The following is a 21,031-nucleotide window of genomic DNA, read 5'->3' on the forward strand; positions in this document are numbered from 1 at the left end:
TCCTGGCTGGTTATGTCGGCGGCGCGGTGCTGAAGACACGCGACCACGCGGCCATAGGCGAGGCGCTGTGGATCGTGGCGGCGGCGGCCTTCGGCGGATCGATCGCGCTGATCGGCCAGATGTATCATCTGACCGGCGACGAGGCCTCGGCGCTGCTCACGTGGGGCGCCGGCACGGCGCTGGCAGCGGTCGCGCTACGCTCGAACCCGCTCACTGTCGTTTCCGTCGGCATCGCCGACGCCTGGCTGCTCCTCAAATGGGGCGGCTTTTTCCGGCGCTCGGAATTTCCCCATCTCTTCGCGGCCATTGTGCTGGTGCTGTTCGCGATTTCGTTCTGGACCCGCAGCCAGGCGGCGCGGCACCTGATCATCCTGTCGGTCCTGTTCTATCTCGTGCTGCTGTCGATGGATCACAACACGCTGCAGGTGTCGGTTCCGCTGGCGCTCGTTTCGGCGCTGCTTTTTGCAGCCGCGGTCTTCGCCGCCGAGCCGGTCGACAGGATCGTGCAACTCGGCGGCCGTCTGCCCCTGCACGCGCTGATCGGTTTCCTCACCGGCATGGCGATGGTCCAGTTCGAACTGGCCGACGAGGCGAGCTACAATGGCGCCTTCGCCATTGCCTCGGCGGTGGCGCTCGCCGCAATCGTCGCTGCGATCATGCTGGGCGGCCGCGAGAGCAGAGGTCTGCGCTGGGTCGCCTATGCCGGCTTCGCCTTCGAGCTCGCCATCATCTACGTGGTGATGCTGCAGTCGATGCTCGGCACCGCCGGCTTCTTCCTGGCCGCCGCGCTGCTGCTCGGCACAATGGCGCTGGTCATCATCCGCGTCGAAAAGCGCATGAACACGCCGCGCAGCGAAGGAGCCCTTGCATGATGACCGGCAAAAGACTGATCATCTCGGCGCTGCTGCTGGCGCTCGTCCAGATCGGCTTCCTCGGCTGGATCATCGCCGGGCGGGCGGCGATCCTGCGCGACGGCAAGCAGGTGCTTTTGAAGGTCGAGCCAATCGATCCGCGCGACCTCTTGCGCGGCGACTATATTTTCCTGGGCTACGAGATATCGCGCATCCCGGTAAAGCTGATAGCCAACATCCCGGCTGACAAACTCGTGAGCGACGACACCTCGATCGTGGTCCGGCTGAAAAAGGGCGCAGACGGCTATTGGCAACCGACAACGGCCTGGTTTGGCGCGGCGCCAGCGCCGGCCGCCGCGGACGAAGCCGATATCGTCGGACATATCAACGACGGTTGGGGCCTGCGCGAAGAGGGCGCATCGATCACTCCGGACTACGGCATCGAGCGCTTCTATCTGCCGGAAGGCGAGGGCATGGCGATCCAGAACGACATGCGGGTGCGGCCGTTCGCCGTCCGTGTCGCCATCGCCGGCGACGGCACCCCGCAGATCAAGGCGCTGATGGACGGCGACAAGACGCTGTTCGAGGAGCCGCTCTACTAGCTCCGCATTGCCACCCGGCGTGACCCTGATGATCCCCTCCGAACTGTGTGAAGCATGACGATTGAGCTGACGGCGCGGGGCGACATCAACCTCGACACTGTTTTTCGTGTCGCCTGGCGCAAGGAGCCGGTGCGGATCAGCGACAAGGCCATGCAGCGGATTGCCGCGTGCCGCGCCTCGTTCCTGCGACTTATCGAATCCGAGCCGCCACCGATCATCTACGGCGTCACCACCGCGATGGGCGAACTGGCGAGCCGTAAGCTCGAGCGTGACGAGCGGGACCGTCACGCGCGCATCAAGGCGTTCGCGGCCGCGAGGGCAACGCCGCCACCTCGCCGCGCATCGCTGAAGCCGTCGCCGCCATGCTAGACGGCGGGCCAATGCCGATCGTGCCGTCGCAGGGCCAGGGCGGCGCCGGCGAGATCCTGGCCCTCTATCCGCTGTTCGCCGCGCTTTCGACGCGCTTCGACCTGGAGGTCAAGGAGCGGGGATCGCTGATCAACGGCTCGCCCTGCGCGGCGGCGCTGGCCGCCGACGCCGCTCTCGCCGCGCGTCGCCGCATTGAAATGGCGCACAAGGTGTTCGCGCTGTCGATCGAGGCGTTTCGCGCTCCGCTCGAGCATTACGATGCCGCGCTCGACGGGCTTTGGGGCGACGAGCAGGAAGCGGCGGCGCTGCAAGGGCTGAGGGAGCATCTCGTCGGCGCCGGCGACGGGCGGCGCAATTATCAGGCGCCCGTCAGCTACCGCATCGTGCCGCGCGTGCTGGGACAGGCGCATCGCGCGCTGTCCGGCGCGGAACGGGCGGCGACCGTGTCGCTGGCGTCGATCTCGGACAATCCGGTCTATATCCCGCCGGACGAGGCGCATCCGCTCGGGCGCTGCATCAGCACCGGAGGCTATCACAATGCGATGGCGACGCCGGCGCTCGACGATCTGGCGGCGATCTGGGCAGACATCTGTCTGCTCTGCGACCGCCATGCCTCGAAGCTGCTGAACGGCAAGGTCTCGCTGCTTCCCGACCTGCTGATGGCCGACCGGCATTGGGCCGACAGCGACGGCCACGGCAATGTCGGCTACGTGCCGATGGCGATCACCGGCTATCTGGAACAGGCGAAGCTTGCGGCGCAACGCACCTTCATCCCGGGCACGGAATCTGCCGGCGCCGGCCAGGACGATGTCGCGACGACGGCGTTCCTCGCCTGGACGAAGGAGGCGACCGCCGGCCGCTGCCTGGACGCGGCGATGGCGATGCTGGCGATGATCGCCTCGCAGGCGCTTTACGTCACCGGGCGCGAGGCGCCGCCGGCGCTGCGGCCCTTCGTTGCCGACATCAGGGCCATCGTGCCGCCCGTCAGGGATGACCGCGTGCTGGGGCCGGAACTGGCGAGATTGAGCGAATGGTTTACCGGCAAGGTCTTCGAGGCATAGCCGCGGCGCCTCGGTCTGTCAGCCGAAGCGGATGGTGCGGGTAGAGGGACTCGAACCCCCACGATTGCTCGCCAGAACCTAAATCTGGTGCGTCTACCAGTTCCGCCATACCCGCGCCGCCCGGCAATCCCATGTAGCCATCATTCTGTCAATGTCGCAGCCCAAATGGCTGTCATTCGCCACAATGCGAAGATGGTTGAAAATTAGGCCGGCGTGTGACAAAAGGCGTGTCGAATGTGACGGGACGCGACGATCCGCTTCTGCAGAATGTGATAAGAAGTAGGAAAAACAAAGACTTATTCACATCTTGGAACGCAGTTTGGAAGGATTTGAGCCGCTTTAGCGGTCAAGCCGCCAGCTTCCGTACCAAAAGCCATTCCCGGCAAGATTATACCGGCAGGCTGTAAGCGGCATGAACCGCCTGGCAGCCTCATGGGTGAGAACAAAGGTTTTATGATGCAGGTCACCGAAACGCTCAATTCCGGTCTCAAGCGCGAGATCAAGATCACCGTGCCGGCCGGTGACATGGAAGCCAAGCTGATGGCGCGGCTGACGGATGCCCGCAACAAGGTCCGTATCAACGGCTTCCGTCCCGGCAAGGTGCCGGTGCAGCACCTGCGCAAGGTCTACGGCAAGTCGTTCATGGCCGAAGTGGTCAACGAGATCCTCAACGATTCGACCCGTTCGATCATCTCCGGGCGCGGCGAGAAGGCCGCCATGCAGCCTGAAGTGATCATGACCGAGGACGAGAAAGAGGCCGAGAAGATCCTGGCCGGCGGCGCCGATTTCGAGTTCCGTCTCAACTACGAGATCATCCCGGCGATCGAGATCAAGGACTTTTCCGACATCAAGGTGACGCGCCAGGTGTTCGACGTGCCGGACACGGAAATCGACGACCAGGTCAAGCGCATCGCCGAATCGGCGCGCAGCTATGAGCCGAAGACCGGCAAGGCCGCCGAGGGCGACCGGGTGACGATCGACTATGTCGGCAAGATCGGCGGCGAGGCTTTCTCGGGCGGCGCCGGCAACGACCAGCCGCTGGTGCTCGGCTCCAAGGAGTTCATCCCGGGCTTCGAGGACCAGCTGATCGGCGCCAAGGCCGGCGACGAAAAGCAGGTGACCGTCACCTTCCCGGAAAACTACCAGGCAGCGCATCTGGCCGGCGAGGAAGCCACCTTCGACGTCACCGTCAAGGAAGTGGCCAAGCCCGGCGAACTGGAGATCAACGACGAGACCGCCAAGAACCTTGGCCTGGAATCGCTGGAGCGCCTGCGCGAGATCGTGCGCGGCCAGATCGAGAACCAGTTCGGCTCGATGACGCGCCAGAAGGTCAAGCGCCAGCTGCTCGACCAGCTCGACGCGTCCTACGCGTTCGAGGCGCCCTCGAAGCTCGTCGAGGCCGAGTTCAACAACATCTGGAGCCAGGTCAATCGCGATCTGGAAGCCGCCGGCCGCACTTTCGCCGACGAGGAGACGACGGAGGAAGAGGCGCGCGCCGAATATATGCGCCTGGCCGAACGCCGCGTGCGCCTCGGTCTGGTGCTCGCCGAGATCGGCGAGAAGGCGGGCGTCACCGTTTCGGACGAGGAGCTGCAGCGCGGTCTGTTCGAGCAGGTTCGCCGCTTCCCGGCCAACCAGCAGCAGGAAGCCTTCGAATTCTACCGCAGCAATCCGGACGCGCTGAACACGCTGCGCGCGCCGATGTTCGAGGAGAAGGTGGTCGACCATCTGCTCGGCCAGATTTCGGTCACCGACGTCAAGGTCAGCAAGGAAGAGCTGATGGCCGACGACGAAGAGGGCGAGACTGCGACCAAGGCGACGCCGGCGAAGAAGGCCGCGTCGAAGAAGGCCGAAGCCAAGGCAAGTGAAGCCAAGGCCGGCGACGACGCCGAGGAGCCCAAGAAGAAGGCCGCGCCGAAGAAGAAGGCGGCCAAGGACGCCGAATAACCGGTGCACTTTGTTCAATCGCGAAAGGCCGCCCTCGGGCGGCCTTTTTCGTTGTGGCTGTCTGGTCGGTGCGCCGAGCCGCTCTGAGCGCGCGCTCTAAACCTTCGCAATCTCTGGCTTTTTCTATCCGCCGGCTGGAATCCGTGGTATGTAGGTGCCGCAATTCCACTGCGGCAGTGCGGATATTCCGTACTTGCCATCTAGGGGCGCAAGCCGACGTGAGCGGCTGCGTAAATCGTCCAAGGCAAGGATGACGACCAGGGAGGAAGTGCCATATGCGCGCCATCGCATTTATTGCAGCCATGTCCGTAACAGCCTTCACCGCGCATTCCTCGCAGGCGCAGGACGCCGCGGCGGGTGAGAAGGTTTTCGTCAAATGCAAGGTCTGCCACATCGCGGACGAGGACAAGAACAAGATCGGGCCGTCATTGCATGGCGTCATTGGCCGCACGGCGGGCACGCATCCTGATTTCACCTACTCCCAGGCGATGATCGATGCCGGCAAGTCCGGTGTCAAATGGGACGAGCCGACGCTGACGACCTATCTTCACGATCCCAAGGCCATGGTCAAAGGGACCAAGATGGCGTTTGCCGGTCTCAAGAACGACCAGGACGTGGCCAACGTCATCGCCTACCTCAAGCAATTCTCGCAATAGTCATTCTCCTGCCTCCATCGGTGGTCGCCTGCAATGTCGACTAGGGAAAGCCGCCTCGAGGACACCGGCATTCGCCTCTCGGAAGCGACGGCCGCCGATTTCTTCGCACTGCTCAAGCCGCGCGTCATGGCGCTTGCCGTCTTCACCGCTTTCGTCGGCCTGATGACGGCGCCCGGCGCGATGAACCCGGTCATCGCGGTGATCGCGATAGCGGCGATCGCCATCGGGGCAGGGGCGGCGGGCGCGCTCAACATGTGGTACGACGCCGATATCGACGCACTGATGTCGCGCACCGCAAAGCGGCCGGTGCCGACCGGCAGCGTCAGCCCTGGCGAGGCCCTCGGTTTCGGCCTGGTGCTTTCGGCGCTTTCGGTGATGACGCTCGGCGTGCTGGTCGGCTGGCTCGCCGCGTTGCTGCTTGCCTTCACCATCTTCTTCTACGTCGTCATCTACACGATGTGGCTGAAGCGCTCGACGCCGCAGAACATCGTCATAGGCGGCGCGGCGGGGGCGCTTCCGCCGGTCATCGGCTGGGCGGCGGCCACCGGCGCCGTCGGGATCGAAAGCTCCATCCTGTTCCTGATCATCTTCCTGTGGACGCCACCGCACTTCTGGGCGCTGGCCTTGTTCAAGGTCGGTGACTACGCCGCCGCCGGCATTCCGATGATGCCGAACGTGGCGGGCGAGGCGTCGACCCGCAGGCAGATCTTCGCCTATGCGCTCATCCTGGCGCCGATCGGCGTGCTGCCCTGGCCCTTCGGTTTCGCCAGCGGCTTCTACGGGGCAGTCGCAGCCACGTTGGGCGTCGGCTTCATCTGGCATGCCTGGAAGGTGCTGGTCGCGCCCGACAAGGAGATGAGGCCGGCGAAGGCGCTGTTTGCCTTTTCGATCGCCTATCTCTTCGCGATCTTCGCCACGCTGCTCGCCGATACCATTGTCGCGCGCGCGATCGGTTCATTCTGAACCGATGGCATCAGCCTCAGTCGCGGGCGGGGATGACTGCCGGCGACGTTACGCCGGCAGCGCGAAAAAACCCAGCAGCAACAGAATGAGTATCCCGAGGCCGAGTATGAGAAGCGTCCGCGTGTCCATGACCTTCACCTTCGACCCGGTAGAGAATAGCGAAAAAGGTGTTTTTGAACCAGCTTATGGCTGACGACCGCGGGAACCCTAGCCGACAAAGGGCGACAAGTCCCGCGCAAGAGAGTATGGTGATTGCGGTGCAGGTCGCGGTTGGCGTGACCAATCACGCAGATCGATCGCACCATGAAACCGCGACCTTGCCGGACCTGATCTGGAGGAATGGTTCATGGCGAGCTTTCACGTGATTGCAGGTGCCAGCGAAACGCTGGAGCATACAAGAATTCGAAAAATCGGCGTTTCCGATCTTTTCGACGCTCTCAGACGCGGCGTCGACGATTTCATGGTCAAGCCCTCGCATATCGTGTTCCTCTGCCTGATCTATCCGCTGGTGGGCGTGGTTCTCGCCGCCTGGACGTCGGGCGCCAATGCGTTGCCGCTGCTGTTCCCGCTGGTCTCCGGCTTCGCGCTGCTCGGCCCGTTCGCGGCAATCGGCCTCTACGAGATCAGCCGCCGACGGGAGGCTGGCATCGATGCCTCCTGGAGCCATGCCTTCGAGGTCAAGAACTCTCCCGCCTTGCCGTCGATCGCCGCAGTCGGGATCATGCTGTTTGCAATCTTCATCGCCTGGCTTTTGACCGCCCAGGCATTCTACGTGCAGCTTTTCGGTCCGGCGCCGCCTGCATCGCTGTCCGGCTTCATCAATGAGATATTCGCCACCGGACGCGGCTGGACGCTGATCGTGCTTGGTCACGCCATCGGCTTCGTCTTTGCCGTGGTGGTGTTGTGCACGACAGTGGTCGCCTTCCCGCTGCTGCTCGACCGCGATGTCGGCGCCTACGAAGCCATCCACACCTCGGTGCGCGTTGTGATGGCGAACCCGGTCGTCATGGCGGTCTGGGGGCTGATCGTCGCCGTCGCGCTGATCATCGGCTCGATACCGGTGTTCGCCGGGCTGGCGGTGGTGCTGCCGATCCTCGGCCATGCCACCTGGCATGTCTACCGCAAGGTGGTGGAACCGCCGCCTTCGGCCAAGCCGGCAGGTTGAGCTTTGGGGCCGCGCCGTTTCGGCGCGGCCCCTATCTCTCGGTAGTTCTCTCGATTTCTCAGTAGGCCGGATGGCTGAAGCGGGCCTGGCGCGCATCCGTGGTCAGGTTGCGAAAGTCCTTGCCGCTGACATGCACCAGCGTCCTGTGGTCGCCGCCCTCGAAATAGATGTCGTCGGCGGCGCCGAGGCTTTCGTCGAGGATCACCGGCACGTCATAGGCGGCGCCGATCGGCGGGACGGCGCCCACGTCGCAATCGCCGAAGAGCGAGACCACCTCGTCTTCGGAAGCGAGCCCGAGCCGCTTATCCATGATGCTTTGCAAGGTGCCGAGCTCGATCCTGTGGGTGCTCGGGACCACGGCCAGCGCATAGCCGAGCTCATGGTGAACGACCACCGATTTGGCCATGATGCTGCCTGGCACATGGGCGGCTATGGCCGATTGCCGGCTGGTGGAAGTGCGGTGATGCTCGACGGTGTCGTAGAAAACTCCCTTGCCATCGATGAAATGCTTGAGTTTGTTCGCGATCGTCATTTTGGCGCCTCTTGTCTTGAGTTGTGACGCATTGAAATGACGGCGGTCTCCCACCGTTTCCGATGCCGACAAAGATGGCTCAGCCATCCATTGTTTCAAGGCGAGGCGGCCGTCCAGCAACTCCGGCTGAGCGTCAGGGTCCGGCACCGAAAAACGTGATGCGGGTGAAAAGCGTGTAGTCGGACTCGAAGACCATCATCATCGTGAACACCAGCACCAATATCGGCGGCAGGATGATCGCATAGGCCAGCGCCAGCCTTTCCCAGGCCATGTGCATGAAGACAGCGACGATCAGCCCGGCCTTGAGCATCATGAAGATCAGGATCAACGACCATCTGAGATAGCCGTGCAGGCCGAAATAGTCGACCAGGTAGGAGCAGGTGCTGAGGATGAACAGCCACACCCAGACCACCAGATAGAGCTTGATCGGATGTTCCTGATGCGCCTCGGCCACGGCGACCGTCGCAGCGTCATGCGCGTGGTCGCCGTGCAGTGCGTGTTGCCCGAGGCCGTTTGCGGTTGCTTCAGCCATAGCTTCCTCTCACCAAAGCCTGCCTCTCACCAAAGATAGAAGAAGGCGAAAATGAAGACCCAGACCAGGTCGACGAAGTGCCAGTACAGACCCATGATCTCGACATTCTCGTAGCGGCCCCTGCGGCTGGTGAAGAAGCCGGGCCGTCCGACATCGTAGTCGCCACGCCAGACCTTGCGCGCCACGATGATCAGGAAGATCACGCCGATGGTCACATGCGTGCCGTGGAAACCGGTGATCATGAAGAAGCAAGAACCGAACTGCGCGGCGCCCCATGGGTTGCCCCAGGGCCGCACGCCCTCGGTGATCAGCTTGGTCCATTCGAAGGCCTGCATGCCGACGAAGGTCGCACCGAGCGCCGCGGTCAAAAGCATCAGGATCGCGGTCTTGCGGCGGTCGTGGCGGTAGCCGAAATTGACCGCCATGGCCATCGTGCCGCTGCTCGAGATCAGCACGAAGGTCATGATGGCGATCAGGATCAGGGGGATCTCCTGGCCGCCGATGCGCAGCGCAAAGACCTCGCTTGGGTTCGGCCACGGCACGCGCGTCGATATGCGCGCGGTCATGTAGGAGAGCAGGAAGCAGCCGAAGATGAAGGTGTCGCTGAGCAGGAAGATCCACATCATGGCCTTGCCCCAGGACACGTTCTTGAACGCGCGCTGGTCCGAGGCCCAGTCGGCGGCAATGCCTTTCAAGCCGGCCGGCCTTGGCGCCGTTTGGCCGCTATGCGTCAGAGTCGTCTCGGACATACCCTGCCTCCTCAGGTCAGCAGCCCACGGCAAATGTCGATGAATGTGGCGGCCCAGCCGGCCAGAAGGGCGAAGATGCAGAGCCAGACGAAAAGCAGGAAATGCCAGTACATGGCGCAGAGTTCGACGCCGAGGCGCAGCCGCTCAGGCCGCGAGCCGTTCCAGGCGCCGACGCTGGTCCTGCCGAGACCGATCAGGCCGCCCAGTATGTGCAGGCCATGCATTCCGGTGATCAGATAGAAGAAGCTGTTGGCCGGGTTGGCAGCCAGCAGGTAGCCGTCCTCGGTCAATTGCCGCCACGCCATTAACTGTCCGATCAGGAAGGCGAAAGAAGTGAAACCGGCCGTGGCAAGGCCGAGCCGGACATTGTCGATCTGGCCCTTGCGCGCGGCGACCACGGCGCATTGCAGCGCGATGCTGCTCAGCAGGAGCACGCCGGTGTTCAGCCAGAGCAGGCGCGGCAAAGGCAGCGGCCGCCAGTCCGACAGGCCCATGCGCATGAAATAGGCGCTGGTGAACAGCGAGAACAGGCAGCCGACCACGGCGAGGAAGACGCCGAGGCCGATCTTGGCGGTGGGCAAGGCCGACCGGTCGAGGCCGACGAAATCGCCGGCCAGGCCTTGCTCCAGCCACGGCTTGGCGGTCAGCCGCTGGTGCGAAAGCCACCAGCCGGCAAAGCCGGCAATCACAGCCAGGAAGACCAGGATGACGCTCATGCCGGCTCCTTGGAGAGGCCGAAATTGCCCGGCACGTTCTGCGGAATGAAGTCCTCCTTGGCACCCGGCACGCTGTAGTCATAAGCCCAGCGATAGACGATCGGCAGCTCCTTGCCGAAATTGCCGTGAGTCGGCGGCGTCTGCGGCGTCTGCCATTCCAGCGTCGTCGCCCGCCATGGATTGCCGCCAGCCTCGCGGCCATGGCGGATGCTCCAGATCAGGTTGAACAGGAACACCATCTGGGCGAAGCCGACGATGAAGGCCATGATCGAGATGAACGAATTCAGATGATGGGCCGACTCCGTCATGATCGTCATGTCGGTCAGCTCCGCGTAGCGCCGCGGAATGCCGATCAGGCCGAGATAGTGCATGGGGAAGAAGATCAGATAGGCGCCAAGGAAGGTCACCCAGAAATGGAACCGGCCGAGCGTCTCGTCGAGCATGCGGCCAGTGACTTTCGGATACCAGTGGTAGATCGCGCCCAGGATCACCAGGATTGGGGCGACGCCCATGACCATGTGGAAATGGGCGACGACGAACATGGTGTCCGACAGCGGCACGTCGACGACGACGTTGCCGAGGAACAGGCCGGTCAGCCCACCATTGACGAAGGTGACGATGAAGGCGAGCGCGAACAGCATCGGTATGGTGAGATGGATGTCGCCGCGCCACAGCGTCAGCACCCAGTTATAGACCTTGATGGCGGTCGGGATGGCGATGATCAGGGTGGTGGTGGCGAAGAAGAAACCGAAATAGGGATGCATGCCGCTGACATACATGTGGTGCGCCCAGACCACGAAGCTCAGCGCGCCGATGCCGACAATGGCCCAGACCATCATGCGATAGCCGAAGATGTTCTTGCGCGCATGGGTGCTGATCAGGTCGGAGACGATGCCGAAGGCCGGCAGCGCGACGATGTAGACCTCGGGGTGACCGAAGAACCAGAACAGATGCTGGAACAGGATCGGGCTGCCGCCATTGTGCTGCAGTTGTTCGCCCATCTCGACGATCGCCGGCATGAAGAAGGAGGTGCCGAGCACGCGGTCGAGCAGCATCATGACGCAGGCGACGAACAGCGCGGGAAAGGCGAGCAGCGCCATGACGGTGGCGGTGAAGATGCCCCAGACGGTGAGCGGCAGGCGCATCATCGTCATGCCGCGGGTGCGCGCCTGCAGCACCGTCACGACATAGTTCAGGCCGCCCATGGTGAAGCCGATGATGAACAGGATGAGCGAAGCGAGCATCAGGATGATGCCCCAGTCCTGGCCGCCGGGCGTGCCGGTCATGATGGCCTGCGGCGGGTAGAGCGTCCAGCCGGCGCCGGTCGGTCCGCCAGGCGCAAAGAAGCTCGACACCAGAACCAGCACGGCCAGCAGGTAGATCCAGTAGCTCAGCATGTTGACATAGGGAAAGACCATGTCGCGCGCGCCGACCATCAGCGGGATCAGGTAGTTGCCGAAGCCGCCGAGGAAGAGCGCAGTGAGCAGGTAGATCACCATGATCATGCCGTGCATGGTGATGAACTGGTAATAGGCCTCGGGGGTGATGAAGTCGAAGGTCCCAGGGAAGCCGAGCTGCAGCCGCATCAGCCAGGACAGGCTGAGCGCGACGAAGCCGATCGCCGTTGCCGTCGCCGAATACTGGATGGCGATGACCTTGGCGTCCTGCGAGAAGACGTATTTCGTCCACCAACTGTGCGGATGGTAGAGCTCCATTTCCGCGACTTCGGCGGGCGGGACGGCATCTGCAGGCGTGATATCGACCATGGCGGCACCTCCGTGCCCTGTTCAGCGAGCCTCGACAGTTTCGAGCTTGGCCGCAACGTTCAGACCAGACGCCGTCGCCTGGTCGGCCGAGCCCGTCTTCTGGGGCGCCGACAGTTGCGCGAAAGTCTGCTGCTGGCCCAGCCAGGCCAGGTAGTCCTGTTCGGTGTCGACCATGACCACGCCGTGCATCAGCGGGTGGCCCTGGCCGCAGAGTTCCGCGCACAGGACCTGGAAGGTTCCGGTCCTGGTCGGCGTGAACCAGAAATAGGTGACCGAGCCCGGGATCATGTCCATCTTGGCGCGGAATTCCGGTATGTAGAAATCGTGCAGCACGTCGACCGAGCGCAGCACCATCTTGACCGGCTTGCCGATGGGCAGGTGCAGATCGGCGGCCTCGACCACAACATCGTCCTGGCCGTTGGGATCGCCGGGGATGACGCCGAGCGGATTTTCAGCCGTTATGTCGCGGGTGTCCGAGGTGCCGAGCTTGCCGTCCTTGCCGGGCAAGCGGAAGCTCCATTGCCATTGCTGGCCGATGACTTCGACCTCGGTCGCGTCGCTCGGGACATTGACGAAGCGGCTCCAGACGAACAGGCCGGGCACCAGGAGAGCGGTGACGCCGACCCCGGTGATGACCGTCAGCCACCATTCGAGGCGCTTGTTCTCCGGTTCATAGGCGGCGCGGCTGCCCTCCCGATGACGGAAGCGGAACACGCAATAGGCCATGAAAAGCACCACGGCGGCGAAGACGACGCCGGTGATCCAGAAGGTTATGATGATGGTGTGGTCGATATAGTCCCAGTTCGAGGCAATCGGCGTCCACCACCATGGGCTCAGGAAGTGAAACAGCACCGAGCCCACAACAACCAAAACGAGTACAAGCGCAATGGCCATGTCCCGTCCTCCCGGCAATCGAGGGGGCGCGGAGCCGTCCCGGCGAGTGCCAAGATCATCATAGCGTGATTTGCGGTTGAAATTCCAGAGCCGACTATGGGTAGGAAATATATGTGGACAAACTGGCGCGTCCTGCGGTCGCGGCGGCTGGATTTCAGTCCGGACCGGAGCGCGCGATGATCCAGTCGGCCGCCGCCGCGAGATCTGCGACGGTCGCGGTCGGCGGCGGGTCGAACCGCTTTTCGTCGCCGCGGCGATATTTGCCGGTGCGCACCAGCAGGGCGCCCGAAAGCCCCGCGCGGAGCGCGCCGGCTATGTCGGCCTCGGCGTCGTCGCCGACCATGATCGCCTTTTCCGGCGGGCAGTTCATCGAGGCCAGCGCCGAGAGAAAGAATGCCGGTGACGGTTTGCCGAGAACGGTGGCTCGTTTCAGCGAGGCAAATTCCAGCGCCGCCACGAACGGACCTGCATCGAGGCTGAGCCCGCCATCGGCATCGCGAAATGTCCGGTTGGTGGCGAGAGCCAGCAGTTCGGCCCCCGCGGTCAATTCGCGGAAGGCGTCGTTCAGCACCGCATAGGTCAAGGTCTCGCCGGCATCGCCGATGATGACGGCGCGCTTGTCGCGACTTGGCAGTTCGTGAAAGTCCGGCTCGAGACCGGGGTGGACCAAAAGATATGGCGCGCGGCCGTTGCGAAGCAGCCATTCGCGCGCGGCCTGCGCCGGCGTGAAGACGTCCGCCTTGGCCGCGATCAAGCCAATCGCCGCGAGATGGTCGAGAACCCGTTGCTTCGACGAGCGCGTGGTGTTGCTGACGAAGCGTATGGAAAGGCCAGCCCGGCGCAATCGAGCGACAGCGTCGACGCCGCCCGGTATGGCGGTCCCGCCATCATAGATGACGCCTGCAAGGTCCAACAGCACGCCCCTTGTCATCGGTTCAGCATGACGAGTAGTCCGCTATGCGTCAAATGCGAAAGGAACGAGGTTGCGGCGAAGAGCGGTCCTGCTACTTGTGCTTTCGTCGAGCCATGTCGCCGGCGCGGGGCGGAGATTGACACCGAGCTCAGATCAGCAGCAACCCCTTCATACTCGCATTGCCTTTCCTGCCGATGATGAGGTGGTCGTGGACGGCGATGCCGAGCGGCTTTGCGGTGTCGATGATCTGCTTGGTCATCTCGATGTCCGCGCGCGACGGGGTCGGGTCGCCGGACGGATGGTTGTGCACCAGGATGATGGCGCTGGCCGAAAGCTCCAGCGCGCGCTTGACCACCTCGCGCGGATAGACCGGCGTGTGGTCGACGGTGCCGACCTGCTGCACCTCGTCGGCGATCAGCCCGTTCTTCTTGTCGAGGAACAGCACGCGAAACTGCTCGCGGTTCTCGAAGGCCATGGAGGAGCGGCAATAGTCGAGAAGCTGCGTCCAGTTCGCGACGATTTCGCGGCCGCGCACCTCGCCGCGCGCCATGCGCTGCGCCGAAGCAGCGATCACCTTCAAGTCGACTGCCACCGAGGGGCCGATGCCCTTCACCTCCTGCAGCAGGTTGACCGGCGCGCCGAGCACTTCGGCGAAGGTGCCGAAGCGCGCCAGCAGCGCCTTGGCGATCGGCTTGGTGTCGACGCGCGGGATCAGCCGGAAGAGCAGCAGTTCGAGAAGTTCGTAGTCGGGGAGGGCGTCGGGACCGCCCGCGACGAAACGCTCGCGCAAACGGTCGCGATGGCCATGATAGTGCGGCTGTTCTGGTGTCGCCTTCTTTTCGGCCGTCGCTTTGCCGGCCGGCGGTTCGATCCACCGCTCGGAGAAAAATCCCCGCTCGTCGTCGCCGGTTTTTCCCATACCCGCCATACCCCGAAGGCTTTGAGGGAGATTAGAGCATGATCCCGAAAAGTGGAAACCGGTTTTCGGGAAAGATCATGCTCAAACAAAAAGATAGGGGCCCATCCCGATTCATCTGGATGGAAACGGGCTCTAGGCCGGCAGGCCGGGGCGGTCGAGTTTTTTCGGCGAGAGCGTGAAGATCTCGCAGCCGGTGTCGGTGACGCCGATCGTGTGCTCGTACTGCGCCGACAGCGAGCGGTCGCGCGTCACCGCGGTCCAGCCGTCCGACAGCACCTTCACATGCGGGCGGCCGAGGTTGATCATCGGCTCGACGGTGAAGATCATGCCCGGCCGCATCTCGACGCCCTCGGTGGCAGTGCCGTAGTGCAGGATGTTGGGCGCGTCGTGGAAGAGCTGGCCGACGCCGTGGCCGCAGAAATCGCGCACCACCGAGCAGCGCTCTGCCTCGGCATAGGTCTGGATGGCGGCGCCGATGGCGCCGGTGCGGGCGCCGGGCCTGATCGCGGCGATGCCGCGCATCAGGCACTCGTGGGTGACCTCGAGCAGGCGCTCGGCGGCGCGCTTGATGGTGCCCACCGGGTACATGCGCGAGGAATCGCCGTGCCAGCCGTCGAGGATGTAGGTGACGTCGATGTTGACGATGTCGCCATCCTTCAGCGGCTTGTTGTCGGGAATGCCGTGGCAGACGACGTGGTTGATCGAGGTGCAGGACGATTTTGTGTAGCCGCGATAGTTGAGCGTCGCCGGCAGCGCGCCATGATCCATGCCGAACTCGTAGACGAAGCGGTCGATCGTCTCGGTGGTGACGCCGGGCGCGACCATCGGCACCAGCTCGTCGAGGCAACGTGCCGTCAGTTCGCAGGCCTTGCGCATGCCGGCAAAGCCTTCCTCGCCATAGAGGCGGATCTGGCCGGTGTTTCTGAGCGGTGCCGTGGCGGCGTCGAGATAGGTGACCATTTACGTCCGTTTACCGGGTGGGTTGGCTCCTGATGCGAGCCGTCGCGAAAATCTTCCCAGATTTGGCACCGGAAGCCGCAAGGTTCAAGGACGAACTGCCGCTGACGGACTTAAGCCCGCTCTATTTGGCCTCTACGGAGGATGTCCAAGCCGCCGCCTGGTCCGGCGCCCGGGTCGGCGCAGCGCTTTCCTTTTGCAGCTCGACGGGGTAGGCGAAGGGAAGAGTTGGAGACTTGATGGCGTACGCGCGCGCAAACTCATCGCTGTCGGCGATCAGGGCGGCCTGCTCGGGGCTGATGGCCCTGCTGCTGGTGTCGCTGCTCGGTCTCGCCCAGCAACAGGCGATCAGCGCTGCCGCTTCGGGCGGCGCCGGCATCAGCGTGGCGCGGCAGGGCGACCAGGTCGCGCTGCTGCGCATCACCGGCAAGACGCAGGCGCTCGAAATCCGCGCCGGCCGGGCGCTGCCGGTCAAGTTCCTGGGCAGCGCCAATGGCGCGCTTGCGCCGGCGACCCTTGCACTCCTCGTCGACCAGGTTTCGCCGATCCAGGCGGCGGCCGCTCCAGCCGCCACCTCCGCCCGGCAGGCGAGCACCAACCAGCCGCGCGCGCCGCCTTTCGCTTGAATTGAGCGGTCCCAGACCGCACCTTCAACCATTCCCCACTTTTCGCGTCGCGAACCGCGCGGCGGCCGTTGGCCGTCCGTCGCCGCGTGGCGCGCCATTTTCGGAAACATATTCAATGCAACGCATCAAGACATTCAAGACACTGACGCGCGGTGTCTCGGCCGCGCTGTTTCTCTCGGTCCAGGTGATCATCTGCATCGGAACCGTTTTTTGGGCGGTCGCCGAGACGCTCGGCATGGCGGGAACAGCGGCGATGGTGCTCGGCGCCATTTTCGCCGTGCCCTCGGCCTACGCCCTGTTCTTCGTCAGCCGCATGGCTTTCGAGGCAGAGACCGATCCGGCCAACCAATGAGCGCAGGCCGGGCTTACCGCACTCAGGACACATTCCTGAGTCAAAAGCCCGGCCAAAGCGATTTTTCAGGACGAACGCCGGTGCCGTGACAGCACCGGTCGGGGAGACTTGGAATGGACAGATTGCAATTCGAGGTGCCGGTGCGCATTACCCCGGCGCCCGGCCTGCCGGTCGAGGAGATCTACGGCGTCGAGCAGGCGCTGGATTTCCTGCAGGCCTGGCCGGCCCGCCGCCAGGGCAAGGTCCATGAGGCCGCCTTCAATGCCTGCTTCGGCGCCACGGTGGACGTGGTCAAGACCGAGGATGCCTGCCGCGCGTTCATGGCGTTCTGCCGCGTCAGCGGCCTGCTCGCCAGGGACATGATGGTTCCCGGTAAGCGCGGCGGCGAGGCGAGGGGACTGCGGGCCTAAGCTCGCATCGTCCGCCTTTGCCGGCATCTAGCGGCTGAATTTCAGGTCCGGCTTGTCGCCGTCCCAACCCTGAAGCCCTCCAGGCGCCTCGCGAAAGCGCAGGCACCTTGTGCCCATTCGGTCGACGTCGCTCGACTGCCTGTTCCAGGTTCCGGCTGATGCTTGCTCACTTGACCTGTTCAATCTCCGGAGCTGGCGTCTGGTCCGTCGCTGGAGCCGGCGCGCAGTCTTGCCCCTTGCACTCCAGGACAGGGTCCTCGGCCGGGGGCGGGCAATTTTGCCCCTCGCAATGAACTGACGGCTGCTCTGGCACCGCTTGCCCGTTCGGCGGAGCAGGCTGCTCCTCAGCGCCAACGGCCAGCGGCCCTGCCAAGCCGACAATGGCCGCGCACAGGAGTGCCATCCGAAGCAAATGCATTCCCGCCTCCACGGCTGAGAGCAGGCCGAACTTTACACTTTCGAGCGGAGGCCGACTCCTGTCACCCGCGAACGGCCTTAACAGCGCGTTTCTGTCCGAGGCGCGATCTCGCGTTTTCGGCGGTTGGGTTCGTCGTGGCTACGCAAGTCGCCAGCGCCAGAACTGCACTACTCCTTAGGGCGGTAGGGTTAGCGATTGCGCTTTCGCCGGGAACAATGCAGCCTAGCCTGGGGTTCGAGAAGCTACTTCCCGGCGGGACCATGCAGGACGCGGCTCAGCAACTGGTGCAGAGGTCATGACACGCGCTCAGTTGGCCGGCGTCGTCCTGGGCCTGTCGCTGGTAGCGGCGCTGACCATTGTCCGGGCGAGCGACCCGCAGCCGTTGAGACTCGCCCGCGAAGCGACTTTCGACCAATATCAGCGGCTGGCACCTCGCAGCTTCGAGGCGATGCCCGTCCGCGTGGTCGACATAGACGAGGCTTCGTTGCGGCAGTTCGGGCAGTGGCCGTGGCCCAGGGATCGCATGGCCGCCCTGGTCGATAAACTGGCGGAGCTTGGCGCGGCAGTCGTCGCATTCGACATCCTTTTCGCCGAGCCCGATCGTCTGTCGCCTCGCACTGTTGTCCGCGACGTGCCAGGCATCGATCCTGCCCTGCTCGATCGCCTGCCCGACAACGACGAGATCTTCGCCCGGTCGATCGCCGGCAAGCCGGTTGTCCTGGGTTACGGCATCTCCAACGAAGGGACCTATCACCCGCAGGTGAAGGCTGGCATTGCCTTTACCGGCGAGAGCCCGGTCGATGCTCCTCCCCATATCAAGGCAGCCACACCGCTGCGGCCGCAGCTTGAGGCCAATGCCGCCGGCATCGGACATATCAGCCTCAATCCAGGCAAATCGACCGCTGTGGTGAGGACAGCTCCACTCTTTCTGAGTGATGGCGAGCAGCTTTATCCGGGTCTTGCTCTCGAAGCCATGAGGGTAGCGCAGGGCGCCTCCACCTATCTGATTGCCGGCGCGCCCGAGGGGCAGGGCATAATGACCTCCGTCAAGATCGGCGACTTCGTTATCCCGGTGACCTCGGCAGGCGAACTCTGGCTCTATGTCAGCCCCGACAGGGCGGAACGGTATGTTTCGGCGAAGGACGTGCTTGCACCCAATGGCGTCTCGCCCCAAACAAGGGCCGCGATCGAAGGCAACATCGTGTTTGTCGGCACTTCCTCCGCCGGGCTGCAGGATATTCGTGTCACGGCGCTCGGTGAGAACGTGCCGGGCGTCTCGCTCCACGCGCAGATGGTTGAACAGGTGCTGTCCGGCCACTATCTGTCGCGGCCCGACTGGGCAAACGGGCTGGAAATCGCGTCGATCGCGATGCTGGGCAGCCTTCTGGTGCTTCTCACGATTTTCGTGAGCCCTGCGATTGCTCTCGCCTGCGGCCTGGCGATCACCGGCATGGCGCTCGTTGCATCATGGCTTGCCTTTTCGCTTGCGGGACTGCTGTTCGACCCGTTTGCGCCAATCGTCATGGGCTCGATGACGCATTTCGCGACCACCTCTTTCCGCTTCCTGGTGACTGACCGGGAGCGGCGCGCTATCCGGCGGGCCTTCGGTCAATATTTGTCGCCATCGCTGCTCTACCGTATCGAGCACACCCGCGACGCGCTTCGTCTTGGCGGCGACGACCGCGAGCTGACCGTGATGTTTGTCGATGTACGCAACTTCACCGAGATCAGCGAAAGACTGCCGCCCACCGCCGTCGTGGGGTTTCTGAACACGCTTCTCGACGCGCTCAGCCGTCATGTCACCGCCAACGAAGGCACACTCGACAAGTTCATCGGCGATTCGATCATGGCCTTTTGGAATGCCCCGATCGATGTCGCCGATCATCCCGCCAAAGCCGTTCGCGCGGCATTGGCCATGCGCGAGACGATTGCTCGCCTCAACGAAAGCGACGCATTCGGATTCGGGGCCGAGCAGACGGTTCGCATCGGCATCGGAATCCATACCGGCGTCGCCTGCGTGGGAAACATGGGTGCCGAGTCGCGATTCAACTATTCGGCGGTGGGCGACGCAGTGAACACCGCAGCGCGTATCGAGACGGTGTGCAAGACGGTGAGCTTCGACATCCTCGCGTCCGACGACACCGTAAGATCGCTGCCAGGCTGGGCTTTCCTCGACGCGGGATCGCTGGAGCTCAAGGGAAAAAGGGCGAGGACGAGAATCAATGCCATCGTCGGCGATGGAAGTGTTGCCTCGTCGCCGGATTTTGCGGAATTGCGGCTTCTGCACGGCAAGCTCATCGAGGCGTTGCGTTCGCGCTCGCCAGGCAGCCGAAAGATCATCGCGGCGGCCAAAGCCAGGGCCGCGGGCCTGCCGGCGAGCTTGCAGGACTTCTATGGCAGGATATCGCGCAGAGCGGATGATTTTCTTGCCAAACGGGCGGGAGCGGCGGTGGAAGCGAATGCCGGCTATGCGGAGCAACAATTCGGCTCCAACTCCTGACCTGCATTTGGACACGGCAGTTCACCGCCGCGCTCGCTGCTCTTCAAGGGCAATGATTTCGGCCACACCGATCTAGAAGCACTCAGACCCGACCGGCCAGCGAAGCCGAGCACAGGACGCGCCAGGAAAAAGAGCGGCTGTCTGTTGCGCTTGCCCTATCCGTATTTTCGGCCAGGACCGTAGGATTTTCCGGGATTGCTGGGGTCGTGCTTGCCCGGGTCATTTCCATGACCGTTGTTGCCGTCATCCGTTGGCGGGGCCGGCGGGTCGGGCGGATCCGGCGGATTGGGTGTGCCCGGACTGGGTGGACTGGGCGCCCGTTGCTGCTGCGGCCGCGGCGTATGCTCCTGCTGAATGGCGGCCGCAAGCCCGCAATTTCCGCCGGTACCGAAGCCTCCCGAGAGCTGCTGAGTGCCGGTCAGAAACGGCAACGCCCGCTGGGTGCCGAGTGCGGTGAGCACGGAGCGATTGACCTTGGTAACGTCGCTCATTGCGCCTGATGGCGAGGCGACCACACAATCGCAGCGCTGTTTCAGTTCCCTGCATCCGCCACCGCTGCAGAATCGAGCCGACCCCTTCAGGAGCACGACGGCGGTTTTGCCGTTGGGCGCGATGTGAACATCGAATGCTGTTCCCCGCACGCCTATCGTGCCTGCGGGCGTGACGATCTGGTAGGCGGACGAGGACGAGCTTCCGCTTATCCAGCGAAACGTTCCCTTGGCGGCGCGGATAGTAAGGTTCTTCACCGAATTATCATCGTTGAAGACGTACTTGTCGATGACGACGGAAGAGCCCCACCCTACAGCCAGTTTGGTGCCATCCAGGAACACGAATTGGCCAAGCCCGGTATTGGATGTCTTGATACGTTCGTCCCGATGAACGGGCGCGCTGACCACCAGCGGTCCGGTTGCGCCGGTGACGGCAGTCTTGATCACGACGGCCTTGCCGACTGTTTCGGCGGCGGCTATCGGTGTCGTATTGCTGAGCGTCGCGGCAAGCGCGACAATAGCAGCCCACCTCAAGGACGGCATGGCATCCCTCCTGCCATGGCTTATTAGCACATGCGCAAAAGGCTGTCCTTACGTCAGGGCATACCTCAAATGGAGTAGGGCAGAGCCACAATCCCACCTGAT

22 protein-coding genes and 1 tRNA gene are annotated in these 21,031 nt (G+C 63.7%); 12 read left to right on the forward strand and 11 right to left on the reverse strand.

Annotated elements, in window-relative coordinates; all coding sequences use genetic code 11:
• The 4 genes from EN780_RS04865 to EN780_RS04875 form a co-directional block, all read left to right on the forward strand.
• On the forward strand, positions 1–872 hold an 872-nt coding region (locus EN780_RS04865), incomplete at its 5' end, for a DUF2157 domain-containing protein (protein WP_128272394.1).
• Positions 869–1,453, forward strand: coding sequence for a GDYXXLXY domain-containing protein (locus EN780_RS04870; RefSeq protein WP_127309821.1), 585 nt, complete (start codon positions 869–871; stop codon positions 1,451–1,453). The genes EN780_RS04865 and EN780_RS04870, both read left to right, overlap by 4 nt.
• A 54-nt stretch (positions 1,454–1,507) precedes the next feature.
• Positions 1,508–1,822, forward strand: a complete 315-nt coding sequence (locus tag EN780_RS40420) for an aromatic amino acid lyase (RefSeq protein ID WP_245499877.1) — start codon at positions 1,508–1,510, stop codon at positions 1,820–1,822.
• An 11-nt stretch (positions 1,823–1,833) separates the two neighbouring features.
• Entirely contained in the window at positions 1,834–2,883 is a 1,050-nt protein-coding gene (locus EN780_RS04875; protein WP_245499878.1) for an aromatic amino acid lyase, read from the forward strand.
• Positions 2,884–2,915: 32 nt separating this feature from the next.
• Here EN780_RS04875 and EN780_RS04880 read toward each other — a convergent pair.
• Positions 2,916–2,998: transfer RNA gene (locus tag EN780_RS04880), tRNA-Leu, on the reverse strand.
• A gap of 341 nt (positions 2,999–3,339) precedes the next feature.
• On the opposite strand from EN780_RS04880, the gene tig reads away from it, so the two are divergent.
• The 4 genes from tig (at position 3,340) to EN780_RS04900 (ending at position 7,614) form a co-directional block, all read left to right on the forward strand.
• Entirely contained in the window at positions 3,340–4,830 is a 1,491-nt protein-coding gene (tig, locus tag EN780_RS04885; protein ID WP_128272420.1) for a trigger factor, read from the forward strand.
• A gap of 275 nt (positions 4,831–5,105) precedes the next feature.
• The gene (locus EN780_RS04890) at positions 5,106–5,486 is read left to right on the forward strand and encodes a cytochrome c family protein (protein WP_128272396.1); all 381 of its coding nucleotides are present in this window, start codon (positions 5,106–5,108) and stop codon (positions 5,484–5,486) included.
• A gap of 33 nt (positions 5,487–5,519) precedes the next feature.
• Positions 5,520–6,449, forward strand: a complete 930-nt coding sequence (locus EN780_RS04895; RefSeq protein ID WP_128272398.1) for a heme o synthase — start codon at positions 5,520–5,522, stop codon at positions 6,447–6,449.
• A gap of 346 nt (positions 6,450–6,795) precedes the next feature.
• On the forward strand, positions 6,796–7,614 hold the full coding sequence (locus tag EN780_RS04900) for a DUF2189 domain-containing protein (RefSeq protein ID WP_127284349.1): 819 nt from the start codon (positions 6,796–6,798) through the stop codon (positions 7,612–7,614).
• 58 nt (positions 7,615–7,672) lie between these two features.
• On the opposite strand, the gene EN780_RS04905 is transcribed toward EN780_RS04900, so the two are convergent.
• The 9 genes from EN780_RS04905 to map all read right to left on the reverse strand — a co-directional run bounded on the left by EN780_RS04905 (position 7,673) and on the right by map (position 15,595).
• The gene (locus tag EN780_RS04905; RefSeq protein ID WP_127284348.1) at positions 7,673–8,146 is read right to left on the reverse strand and encodes an aminoacyl-tRNA deacylase; all 474 of its coding nucleotides are present in this window, start codon (positions 8,144–8,146) and stop codon (positions 7,673–7,675) included.
• 133 nt (positions 8,147–8,279) lie between these two features.
• Positions 8,280–8,678, reverse strand: a complete 399-nt coding sequence (locus EN780_RS04910; protein ID WP_127392867.1) for a cytochrome C oxidase subunit IV family protein — start codon at positions 8,676–8,678, stop codon at positions 8,280–8,282.
• 26 nt (positions 8,679–8,704) lie between these two features.
• Positions 8,705–9,427, reverse strand: a complete 723-nt coding sequence (locus tag EN780_RS04915; RefSeq protein ID WP_127284346.1) for a heme-copper oxidase subunit III family protein — start codon at positions 9,425–9,427, stop codon at positions 8,705–8,707.
• A gap of 11 nt (positions 9,428–9,438) precedes the next feature.
• Positions 9,439–10,143, reverse strand: a complete 705-nt coding sequence (locus EN780_RS04920; RefSeq protein WP_128272400.1) for a cytochrome c oxidase subunit 3 — start codon at positions 10,141–10,143, stop codon at positions 9,439–9,441.
• Positions 10,140–11,909, reverse strand: a complete 1,770-nt coding sequence (locus tag EN780_RS04925) for a cytochrome c oxidase subunit I (RefSeq protein ID WP_128272402.1) — start codon at positions 11,907–11,909, stop codon at positions 10,140–10,142. The genes EN780_RS04920 and EN780_RS04925 overlap by 4 nt, the downstream gene beginning before the upstream one ends.
• A gap of 21 nt (positions 11,910–11,930) precedes the next feature.
• On the reverse strand, positions 11,931–12,803 hold the full coding sequence (locus tag EN780_RS04930) for a cytochrome c oxidase subunit II (RefSeq protein WP_127284343.1): 873 nt from the start codon (positions 12,801–12,803) through the stop codon (positions 11,931–11,933).
• Positions 12,804–12,957: 154 nt separating this feature from the next.
• On the reverse strand, positions 12,958–13,722 hold the full coding sequence (locus EN780_RS04935; RefSeq protein WP_348631239.1) for a TIGR01458 family HAD-type hydrolase: 765 nt from the start codon (positions 13,720–13,722) through the stop codon (positions 12,958–12,960).
• A 142-nt stretch (positions 13,723–13,864) separates the two neighbouring features.
• Positions 13,865–14,635, reverse strand: a complete 771-nt coding sequence (radC, locus tag EN780_RS04940) for a DNA repair protein RadC (RefSeq protein WP_128272406.1) — start codon at positions 14,633–14,635, stop codon at positions 13,865–13,867.
• A gap of 132 nt (positions 14,636–14,767) precedes the next feature.
• Positions 14,768–15,595 (reverse strand): type I methionyl aminopeptidase, encoded by an 828-nt coding sequence (gene map, locus EN780_RS04945; RefSeq protein WP_128272408.1) that lies wholly within the window; start codon positions 15,593–15,595, stop codon positions 14,768–14,770.
• Between the two features lie 236 nt (positions 15,596–15,831).
• Here map and EN780_RS04950 point away from each other — a divergent pair, with 236 nt between their 5' ends.
• The 4 genes from EN780_RS04950 (at position 15,832) to EN780_RS04965 (ending at position 19,898) form a co-directional block, all read left to right on the forward strand.
• Positions 15,832–16,218 carry a hypothetical protein gene (locus EN780_RS04950; RefSeq protein ID WP_245478495.1) on the forward strand — a complete coding sequence of 129 codons (387 nt, stop codon included), beginning with the start codon at positions 15,832–15,834 and terminating at the stop codon, positions 16,216–16,218.
• A gap of 115 nt (positions 16,219–16,333) precedes the next feature.
• Positions 16,334–16,570, forward strand: a complete 237-nt coding sequence (locus EN780_RS04955; protein WP_127285546.1) for a hypothetical protein — start codon at positions 16,334–16,336, stop codon at positions 16,568–16,570.
• A gap of 113 nt (positions 16,571–16,683) precedes the next feature.
• On the forward strand, positions 16,684–16,980 hold the full coding sequence (locus EN780_RS04960) for a DUF982 domain-containing protein (protein ID WP_127285545.1): 297 nt from the start codon (positions 16,684–16,686) through the stop codon (positions 16,978–16,980).
• Between the two features lie 713 nt (positions 16,981–17,693).
• Positions 17,694–19,898, forward strand: coding sequence for an adenylate/guanylate cyclase domain-containing protein (locus EN780_RS04965; protein ID WP_128272410.1), 2,205 nt, complete (start codon positions 17,694–17,696; stop codon positions 19,896–19,898).
• 155 nt (positions 19,899–20,053) lie between these two features.
• Here EN780_RS04965 and EN780_RS04970 read toward each other — a convergent pair whose 3' ends face one another.
• A complete protein-coding gene (locus tag EN780_RS04970) occupies positions 20,054–20,929 on the reverse strand; it encodes a FecR domain-containing protein (protein ID WP_128272412.1) in 876 nt (291 codons plus the stop codon).
• Between the last annotated feature and the right edge of the window lie 102 nt (positions 20,930–21,031).

Source organism: Mesorhizobium sp. M4B.F.Ca.ET.089.01.1.1, assembly GCF_004022605.1.
Taxonomy (GTDB): domain Bacteria; phylum Pseudomonadota; class Alphaproteobacteria; order Rhizobiales; family Rhizobiaceae; genus Mesorhizobium; species Mesorhizobium abyssinicae.